This is a genomic window from Micromonospora sp. NPDC049799 (genome assembly GCF_040656655.1).
In the GTDB taxonomy this organism is placed as follows: domain Bacteria; phylum Actinomycetota; class Actinomycetes; order Mycobacteriales; family Micromonosporaceae; genus Micromonospora.
The window spans coordinates 1-8,466 of record NZ_JBFAMU010000211.1 but is presented as its reverse complement, the minus strand read 5'-3'; the positions used below and the strand labels follow the sequence as shown (position 1 = coordinate 8,466).

At 73.8% G+C, this 8,466-nt stretch carries 9 protein-coding genes and 1 riboswitch; of the genes, 2 read left to right on the top strand and 7 right to left on the bottom strand.

Annotated features, from left to right (window positions below):
- Nucleotides 1–292: 292 nt before the first annotated feature.
- A complete protein-coding gene (locus tag AB0I76_RS17055; RefSeq protein ID WP_357035864.1) occupies nucleotides 293–439 on the bottom strand; it encodes a hypothetical protein in 147 nt (48 codons plus the stop codon).
- Nucleotides 440–805: 366 nt separating this feature from the next.
- On the opposite strand from AB0I76_RS17055, the gene AB0I76_RS17050 reads away from it, so the two are divergent.
- Nucleotides 806–1,168 (top strand): STAS domain-containing protein, encoded by a 363-nt coding sequence (locus AB0I76_RS17050; protein WP_357035861.1) that lies wholly within the window; start codon nucleotides 806–808, stop codon nucleotides 1,166–1,168.
- 27 nt (nucleotides 1,169–1,195) lie between these two features.
- On the opposite strand, the gene AB0I76_RS17045 is transcribed toward AB0I76_RS17050, so the two are convergent.
- Together AB0I76_RS17045 and AB0I76_RS17040 are read right to left on the bottom strand one after the other, a co-directional pair.
- Nucleotides 1,196–2,014, bottom strand: a complete 819-nt coding sequence (locus AB0I76_RS17045; RefSeq protein ID WP_357035858.1) for a 5'/3'-nucleotidase SurE — start codon at nucleotides 2,012–2,014, stop codon at nucleotides 1,196–1,198.
- Nucleotides 2,011–2,988 carry a PfkB family carbohydrate kinase gene (locus AB0I76_RS17040; RefSeq protein ID WP_357035855.1) on the bottom strand — a complete coding sequence of 326 codons (978 nt, stop codon included), beginning with the start codon at nucleotides 2,986–2,988 and terminating at the stop codon, nucleotides 2,011–2,013. Before AB0I76_RS17040 ends, AB0I76_RS17045 begins: the two co-directional genes overlap by 4 nt.
- Before the next feature lie 183 nt (nucleotides 2,989–3,171).
- Between AB0I76_RS17040 and AB0I76_RS17035 the strand changes: the two genes are divergently transcribed.
- The gene (locus tag AB0I76_RS17035; RefSeq protein WP_357035853.1) at nucleotides 3,172–3,630 is read left to right on the top strand and encodes an SRPBCC family protein; all 459 of its coding nucleotides are present in this window, start codon (nucleotides 3,172–3,174) and stop codon (nucleotides 3,628–3,630) included.
- Between the two features lie 77 nt (nucleotides 3,631–3,707).
- On the opposite strand, the gene AB0I76_RS17030 is transcribed toward AB0I76_RS17035, so the two are convergent.
- The 4 genes from AB0I76_RS17030 to AB0I76_RS17015 all read right to left on the bottom strand — a co-directional run bounded on the left by AB0I76_RS17030 (nucleotide 3,708) and on the right by AB0I76_RS17015 (nucleotide 8,462).
- Nucleotides 3,708–4,769, bottom strand: coding sequence for a hypothetical protein (locus AB0I76_RS17030; RefSeq protein ID WP_357035850.1), 1,062 nt, complete (start codon nucleotides 4,767–4,769; stop codon nucleotides 3,708–3,710).
- 4 nt (nucleotides 4,770–4,773) lie between these two features.
- Nucleotides 4,774–4,905: riboswitch (cyclic di-AMP (ydaO/yuaA leader) on the bottom strand.
- Nucleotides 4,906–5,055: 150 nt separating this feature from the next.
- Nucleotides 5,056–5,976, bottom strand: coding sequence for a cation diffusion facilitator family transporter (locus AB0I76_RS17025; RefSeq protein WP_357035847.1), 921 nt, complete (start codon nucleotides 5,974–5,976; stop codon nucleotides 5,056–5,058).
- Nucleotides 5,977–6,066: 90 nt separating this feature from the next.
- Nucleotides 6,067–8,184 carry an AAA family ATPase gene (locus tag AB0I76_RS17020; RefSeq protein ID WP_357035843.1) on the bottom strand — a complete coding sequence of 706 codons (2,118 nt, stop codon included), beginning with the start codon at nucleotides 8,182–8,184 and terminating at the stop codon, nucleotides 6,067–6,069.
- Between the two features lie 125 nt (nucleotides 8,185–8,309).
- Complete coding sequence (locus AB0I76_RS17015; protein WP_357035867.1) at nucleotides 8,310–8,462, bottom strand: ice-binding family protein; 153 nt, start codon at nucleotides 8,460–8,462, stop codon at nucleotides 8,310–8,312.
- Nucleotides 8,463–8,466: the final 4 nt, after the last annotated feature.

The following is an 8,466-nucleotide window of genomic DNA, read 5'->3' as shown; positions in this document are numbered from 1 at the left end:
GCCGACCAGGTCGCCGGCCTCGTCCGCCAGCCCGGAGCCGCCACGACGGGCCGAGCGGGCGGTGTCCCGTACGCTCTCGCCCGCCGAGCCGACCGCCGAGAGCAGGTGCTGCCACGCCTGGTCCGCGATCCGCTCGGGCTTGCCGCGGCGGTCCAGCAGGTTGGTTCCGAACATCGGGGTTACCTCCTCGGGGTGCCGAAGCCCCGCGCCACTTCGGACTCCGGCGTCTCCGGCGTTGCGCTTCGCCTGTCCCGCTGATGCCCAGCGGGCCGTCGGCGCAAACCGGTGCGGGTCAGCGGAGCGTGACCACCGCCGGTACGCCACGCGCGAAGTCCTCGTCGTCGTCCTCGTCATCGTCGCCGCCGCCGCCGAAACCGCAGGCCAGTACGAGGGCGAGCAGCGCGCCGACTCCGGCCAGCGCGGCAAGTCTCCTGATCATCGATCGTCCTCTCCGTCGCAGTCGCCGTCCTCCGGCCGATGGTAGGCATCGCGGGCGACCCATCGGACGAACCACGCCGGGCCGGCGGGTGCGCCGGCACGGGTGAGGCTGCGGGGGGCACGCCCGGGAACGGTGGTTGCGGCCATCCGGGCGGAAGACCGTTACCCTGGTCCGGCGACGTCGTCCCACAGGGGCGAGCGTCGGGTGAATAAGAAGTGAAAAGTCCGGACAAGGGCGATTTTCTGCACCCGAACAGCAGAATTGCTCATCCCGAGGGGTGGCGACCGAGGCCGTCGGAGGAATACTCTCGGTCGCGGCCCGCGTACTGATGAGGCGCCCGGGGGACGGGCGAGTGGAGGTGCTCGCGTGAGCCTGTCGATCGTGAAGTCGGTTCTGCCCGGTGGTGTCATCGAGATCGCTCCGCGTGGCGAGATCGACGTGGACACCGCGTACGAGGTGCGCGAGGCGATCGCCGAGGTCCTGGCGAAGGGCCGACCGACCCGCATCGAGCTCAACATGCGACTCGTCACCTTCATCGACTCCGTCGGCATCAGCGCGATGGTCGCCGGATTCCAGACCGCCGAGGTGAGTGGCGTCAAGCTCGTCGTCACCGAGCCGAGCCGGTTCGTGCACCGGCAGCTCTGGGTGACCGGCCTGCTGGGCCTCTTCGGCGCTCCCGAGCCCTACTACGCCGCCGGCCCGGCGCCCGAGGTCCTCCCCGGCGCCTGAGGCCGCCGGAAAGACGGGCGGGCCGGGTCAGTCCAGGCCGGTCAGGTCGACGTCCGAGACCTCGATGACCGCCCGGATCGCCGTCACCGACGCGTACCCGGCGGCGAGCAGTGCCACGTCGGTGCCGGCCTGGGCCGCCTCGCCCGGCTCCTCCAGCGAGGTCCGCACGAAGCCGTGCCCGGCCTCGGCCACCGTCATCTGCACCTGACCGAAGCTGGCCAGGGTGCCCCGGCGCACGCCGCGCAGGCGCCCGTGGGGCAGGTCGGGGGCGTTCACGTTCAGCACGCTCCCGGTCGGTCCGGCGGTCAGCCGGGGCAGCAGGTCCAGGGCGACCCGGGCGGCGGTGGACCAGTTCCGTTCGGCGTCGCGTACGCGGGCGGCGGCGGCCACCGCGGCCCCGCCACTGACCGCCGTGGCCTCGCCGGCGGTGAGCACGTCCAGGGAGACGGCCATCGCGCGGCAGCCGTTCGACGCGGCGGTGAACGCGGCGCCCACGGTGCCGGAGTGCAGCACGGCGCGGCCGGCGTTGGCGCCGCGGTTGATGCCGGAGAGCACCACCGTCGGCGGCGGCCCGAACGCGCCGTGCACCGCGATGAGCGCGATGAAGCCGGGGGAGCCGCCCACCCCGTACGCGGGCACGCCCTCCAGCTCGGGCAGCGGGTGCTCGCGGACCACCACGTGCCCGTCGCGTTCGATTGCGGTCATCGCCGCGCTGGTGCCGCTCGCCTCCTCCAGCGGCGCGGCGACCACCACGTCCAGGCCCCGGTCGGCGGCGGCGCGGGCGAGGGCCTGGATGCCCGGCGCGGCGATCCCGTCGTCGTTGGTGACCAGCACCCGGAGGCTCATCGGCCGGCCGCCCGGTCGGCCAGCTCCTCAGGAGTGGTCCGCTCCTGGGGCCGGCTGCCCGCGGGGGCCAGGCGCACCCGGTCGACGAGCCCGGTGATCGAGTCGAGCCGTCCGGTGCCGAGGCCGTGCCGCGTCACGTTGAGCGCCCCGGCCGCCGCGCCGGTCCGGATCGCGGTGCGGACGTCACCGCCCCGGGCCACGACGGCGGCCACCCCGGCGGTCATCGAGTCGCCCGCGCCCCGCGGGTCGGCGGCCTGGAGCCGGGGCATCTCCACCTCGAAGACCTCACCGTCGACCAGGGCCAGGGCGGGCTTGTCGGCCCGACTCACCACGACGTTCTGGGCGCCGGTGTCGTGCAGGTCGTAGATCGCGCGGACGAGCTCCTCCTCGTCATCCCCGGCGGCCCGGCCGTCGGCGATCAGCTCCTCGTGGCTGACCTTGAGGAAGAAGACCCCGCTGTCCAGCACGGCGGTCAGGTGCTCGCCGGACAGGTCGACCACCACCCGGCTGCCGTTGGCGCCGAGGTCGGCGGCGAAGCGCTGGTACAGCTCGGCGGGGACCAGCGCCGGCTCGTTCGGTCCGCTGAGCACGCTGACCGGCGCGCGCAGGCCCTCGCCGAGCGCGAGGTTGTAGAGCTCGTCCAGCTCGTGCCGGCTCAGCGGCTGGCCCGGCACGTCCACGACCTCCCGCCGGGTGCCGTCGCGCCGGTCGTGCACGTACCCGCCGCTGCCCGTCTCGCGGACCACGACCTTGAGGTCGGCGCCCTCGCTGACCAGGAGGGGCTCCAGCACCTGGCCGATCTCGCCGCCGAGGGCGGTGCAGAGCACGACGTCCACGCCCAGGGACATGATCATCCGCGCCTGCCACACGCCCTGCCCGCCGGGATGCAGGTGCAGCTCCGGGGCGTCGCTGGGCTGGTCGACGGTCACCGTCAGCCGGGGTGTCGGCGCGAAGACCATCACGTGCCCGCTCATCGCTCGTACCCGCTCATCGGTCCCGCCCTCCGCAGCTCTGGATGCCATCCGTGATTCCCCCCGAGCTGACCGTAGTCACCACGGCCGGCGAACATCGGTCGTCCGGCGGGTGTCGGTCGAGGCGTTGCCAGCGCAGCGGTCGTAGGCGAGGATCGGGCGACGAGGCGACGGTGGGGAGACGGCGTGCCGAGGCGTGAGTCCTTCACCTACACCGTCCAGGCCCGCTGCACGCCGGCCGAGGCCGTCGCGCTGCTGGCCGACCCGCAGCGGCAGGCCGACCTGCATCCGCTGATCGTCCGGGTCCGTCGGATCCGGACCCGGCCCGGCGCCCGGGCCAGCTACGCGATCACCGACCGGCTCACCGTCGGGCCCCTGCGCCTCCCGCTCACGTACCGGGCCGACGTCCTGGTCGCCGACCCGGACGAGGTGGTCACGGTGGCCCGGCAGCGACCCGCGACGACGGTGCGCAACCACACGCGGCTGCGGGCCGAGCCGGACGGCGTCCTGCGGATCGACGTGGAGATCGTCCTCATCGCTCCGGCGCCGTTGTTCGGCTACGCCTTCGCGCAGGCGCGCGCCGCTCACCTGGCCCTGGCCAGCCGGCTGGGCGCCGCCCTCGACCAGCCGCCGCCGTCGACCTGAGCGACCCGTCCGGCCGGCGTACGCGACGGCCCCCGGTGGGCCGCCGCGAGGCGTCCACCGGGGGCCGTCGGCGCCGGTCAGTAGACCGACAGGTGCACGTGGTTGGTGTGGTCGCTGGAGGGGTCGCCGTTGGCCCCGCTGTACGACTTCCACCCGCTGCTGGGCAGCCAGATCTGCCGGTACCAGATCACGTAGAGCACGGCGAGCCGGTCGGCGTTGTTGACATAGAACGCGGCGAGGTTGTTGCCGTACGTCCGGTCCCCACCGCTGGCGTCGCCACCGAAACCGTCCTGCTGGGCGGCGAAGTCGCAGGCGCGACCCTTCGGGTGCTCACCCGAGCCGCCGGGCCGGTAACAGGAGACGTACCGGGTGAAGTTGGCCGCCTTGGCCTGGTTGAGCGCGTGCAGGGTGCGCGGCGTGATGCAGCCGTCCGCCGGGGTCGGGTCGTTCACGCTGCACGACTCGGTCGGCCAGGAGCCGTCGGGGTTGCGCGGTGCCGGCTTCGCCGTCGCGCTGGCGGTGCGGCTGCCGCTGCTGCTCGGCGGGCTGGACGCCCGCTCGTTCGCCACGGTGAGGGCCTTCTCCGCCTGCTGCTTGCGCTTGGCCATCACCGTCTGCTGCTTGGTCTGCTCCCGGATCTCGACCTCCACGGCCAGCTTGGCCTGGGCGGCCTTGTCGCGGGCCTCCTGGAGCCGGCGCAGCGCCCGGTCCTCGTTGGCGGCGACCTGGTCCAGCGCGGCGGCGCGGTCCATGAAGCCGTCCGGGGAGCTGCTGTTGAGCAGGGCGGAAGCGGCGCTGAGCCGACCGGTGCGGTACGCGAGACCGGCGAGCTCCCCGACCTGCTGGCTCCGTTCGGCCAGCTCGGTCTCGTTCTTCTTCACCTCCGCGGCGAGCTGCTGCTGCCGCCGGAGTGAGGTGTCCAGGGCCCGTTTGGCGTCGAGGTAGCCCTTGCTGGCCGCTTCGAGCTGGGCCCGCAGGGCGGGAGTACCGCCCTCCACGTCGTCCCCGGGGGCGGCCAGAGCGGCGGTCGGGACGGGGGTGGCGCCGGCGGGGACCGGTGTGCCGCCCAGGGCGACGGCGAGCGTCGCGGCGATCAGGGCCGCTGTCCGGGCGGCGCGTCGTCGTACGGGTGTTGGCATGCAGGTGTCCTTCCGTCAGCCGCCGACCGGGTTAGCTGACGGGTTCGGGACGGAAGATCCCTACCGCTGACGCGGATGCACCCCAGGAACGCGGTTCCCCGGTTCGCCGTGGCAGGCGATTAGGCGGCGGCCACCGCCGGCACCGGTGGGTGCCGCCTGGCGGAGGCCGGATCAGAGCCTACCGGTGCTGGTGGGACGCTTGCAGCGGTGGTGACGCATGGTGCGCACGCCCTTACCGACAAAACCGGCATAAGCACACTTTACACACTCTGAATTAAGGAGATGCTCAACACCACTCAACTGTCCCGCAGGCCCCGGGAGTCGCGCCGGGCTCGATCTGCAACGTGGCGTGGTCGATCCGGAAGTCCTCCCGCAGCGCCGTCCGGGCCGCCGTCAGCACGGCGCCGACCTCGGCGTCCGGGGTCGTGGTGAGGTGCGCCGAGGCCACGTCCATGCCCGAGGTGAGGGTCCAGACGTGGAGGTCGTGCACCTCGGCGACGCCGGGCACGGCGGCCAGCCGGTCGTGCACGGCAGTGACCTGGAGGTGCTCCGGGGCGGCCTGGACCAGGATTCGCAGCGCGGACCGGCCCAGTCGCCACGTGCGGGGCAGGATGAACACACCGATCGCGACCGCGACCAGCGGGTCAGCCCACCACCAGTCGGTGACGGAGATCAGCAGGGCCGCCCCGATCACCCCGAGTGAGCCGAGCAGGTCGCCGAGGACCTCCAGGTACGCCCCCTGGAGGTTGATGTTCTCCTTGGCGCCGGGGCGCAGCAGGCCGAAGGCGACGAGGTTCGCGAGCAGGCCGAGCACGGCCACCACCAGCATCGGGCCGGCGGACACCTCCGGGGGGTCGCCGAACCGGCGTACCGCCTCGACCACCACGTAGACCGCCACGCCGGAGAGCAGCACGGCGTTCGCCAGGGCGGCCAGCACCTCCAGCCGGTACAGGCCGAAGGTGCGCTGCGGGTCGGAGGTGCTCCGCCGGGTGGCGGTGATCGCGGCCAGGGCCATGCCGATGCCGAGCACGTCGGTGAACATGTGCCCGGCGTCGCTGAGCAGCGCCAGCGAGCCGGTGCGGAGGGCCGTCACGGCCTCGACCGCCATCAGCGCGCCGAGCAGCGCGAAAGCGGCCCAGAGTCGCCCTCGGTGGCGGTGTGCGGCGTTCGCGACCGAACCGTGGTGGTGGTCGTGCCCTGCGCCCACGCGGAAACCTCCGTCGCAGTCCGGACCCACGTCAAATCTATGCTCACATCGCAATGTGTGCAACTGGAGTCGGTCTGTCGACGTCCCGGGTCAGCCGGTCGGCTCGACCGTGGTCAGCCGCTGGGTGGCCCGGGATAGGGCGACGTAGAGGGTCCGTACACCCGAGCCCGGATCGGCCCGGATCTCGCCCGGCGCGACCAGCGCGACCCCGTCGTACTCCATGCCCTTGGCCTCCAGGCTGGTCACCACCTGGAGTCGTGGTCCCCCCAGGCCGCCCAGCCAGCCCGCGACCTCGTCGCGGCGCGGCACCGGTGTGATCACGCCGACGGTGCCCTCCACCTCCGCGAGCAGGGCGGTGGCCGCCTCGACGACGGTAGTCTCCAGCTCCGACGCCGGCACCACCAGCTGCACCGGGTCCACGCCGGTCGACCGCACCGCGACCGGCAGCGGAAGGTCGGGGTAGAGCCGGCGGATCTCGGCCGCCGCCACCGCGAAGATCTCCGCGGAGTTCCGGTAGTTGGTGGTGAGGGTGAACTGGTGCCGACGACGCCGGCCCAGCGCCTGGTCCCGCGCCCGGGTCAGCTCCTGCGGGTCGCCGGTCCAGGCGGTCTGCGCCGGGTCCCCGACCACCGTCCACGACGCCAGCCGCCCCCGCCGGCCGATCATGCGCCACTGCATCGGCGAGACGTCCTGCGACTCGTCGACCACGACGTGGGCGTACTCGCGGTAGTCCTCCGGCCGCTGCCGGGCCGCCTCCCGGGCGGCCCGCTGCCGGTCGGCGAACGTGCTCAGCTCGCGCACCCCGCCGGCGAGCTGGTACGGGTCCCGCTTCGCGCGGGCCGGCTTCATCGGCTTGCCGAGCAGCTCGTCCAGCTCGTCCAGCAGCGCCACGTCGGCGATCGTCAGCCCCTCGGCGTCCAGCGACCGGTACGCGTCACCCAGCAACCGGATCTCCCGACCGGAGAGGATCCCACCGGCGTACCGGCGCAGCCGGTCCGGGTGGGCCAGCCAGCCGAGCACGTGCCGGGGGTGCAGGCGTGGCCACCACGCCTTCAGGAACTCTCGGAACTCGGACCGCTCGGCGATCTCGTCCTCGAACGCGCGCTGCTCGGGCAGCCGGCCGATGCCCAGCCGGCGGGCCTGCGCCCACAACGCGGCGAACACGCCGTCGAAGCCGGCCCGGCGCACCTCGTTGCGGCGGGCACCCCGGTGCAGCACCCGCTCCCGGATCCCGTCCAGCTCCCGCCGGTCCAGCCGGAGCAGCTCACCCCGGTACAGCAGCCGCAACTCGACCGGCCCGTCCGGCACCGCGTCCCGGGCCGCCCGCTCCAGCACCCGGCGCATCCGCAGCGAGCCCTTCACCGCCGCCACCTCCGGCGGGTCGGTGCGGGTGGCCCGCATCCCCGGGAACAGCGTGCCCAGCGAGTGCAGGGTGGCGGTGTCCTCGCCCAGCGACGGCAGCACCGAGGCGATGTACTCCACGAAGACCGTCGACGGGCCGACCACCAGGATGCCGCCGCCGGCGTACCGGCTCCGCTCGGAGTAGAGCAGGTACGCGGCCCGGTGCAGGGCCACCGCGGTCTTGCCGGTGCCGGGGCCGCCGGAGACGATCGTGACGCCCGAGCCGGGGGAGCGGATCGCCTCGTCCTGCTCCCGCTGGATCGTCGCGACGATGTCCCGCATGCCGCGCCCGGTCGCCTTCGACAGGGTCGCCAGCAGCGCACCGTCGCCGACCACCGTCATCTCGGCCGGCGCGGCCTCCGGGTCGAGCAGGTCGTCCTCGATCCGGGTGACCCGCTCGCCCGACGACTGGATCATGCGCCGCCGGACCACGCCCAGCGGCTCCGCCGGAGTGGCCTGGTAGAAGGCGGCGGCGGCCGGAGCCCGCCAGTCGACCACCAGGGTCGCCGCGTCCTCGTCCCGGATGCCCAGCCGTCCGACGTGCAGCACCTGACGGTCATGCAGGTCGAGCCGGCCGAAGACCAGGCCCTCGTACTCGGCGTCCAGCACGTGCCGCCGCTGCGCCGCGTGGAACACCATCGCGTCCCGCTCCACGAGCGCGCCGAAGTTCCCGACCCGGGCCAGGCGGTACCCTTCCCGCTCGGCGCGGACCGCCGACCGACGCAGCTCCGCCAACCGGGCGTACACCCGGTCGAGGTGCCGCTGCTCGGCGGCGATCTCCTGCTCCAGCGCGGTCTGGTCGGTCAACGCTCGCTCCTCCTGACGCCGGCGTGCGGCGACCCGCACGACCACCGCCGCGCGCCACACCGACCGCACGAGGGTACGGCCCCGCCGCAACGAGCCGTGCCTGAGGTGCGCGGACGTGCCGGCCGCTACTCCCCGCCGGCCCCCGCCGACGCGTCCGGGGTCGACGCGGCCTCCGGTCCGGCTACCGTCATGGCCGCCGTGGACAGGTCGGAGCCCACCTGGAAGATGAAGACCGCTTCGGCGTCGCCCTGCGCGTCGAGGGTGAGCGTGCCGTCCAGGTCG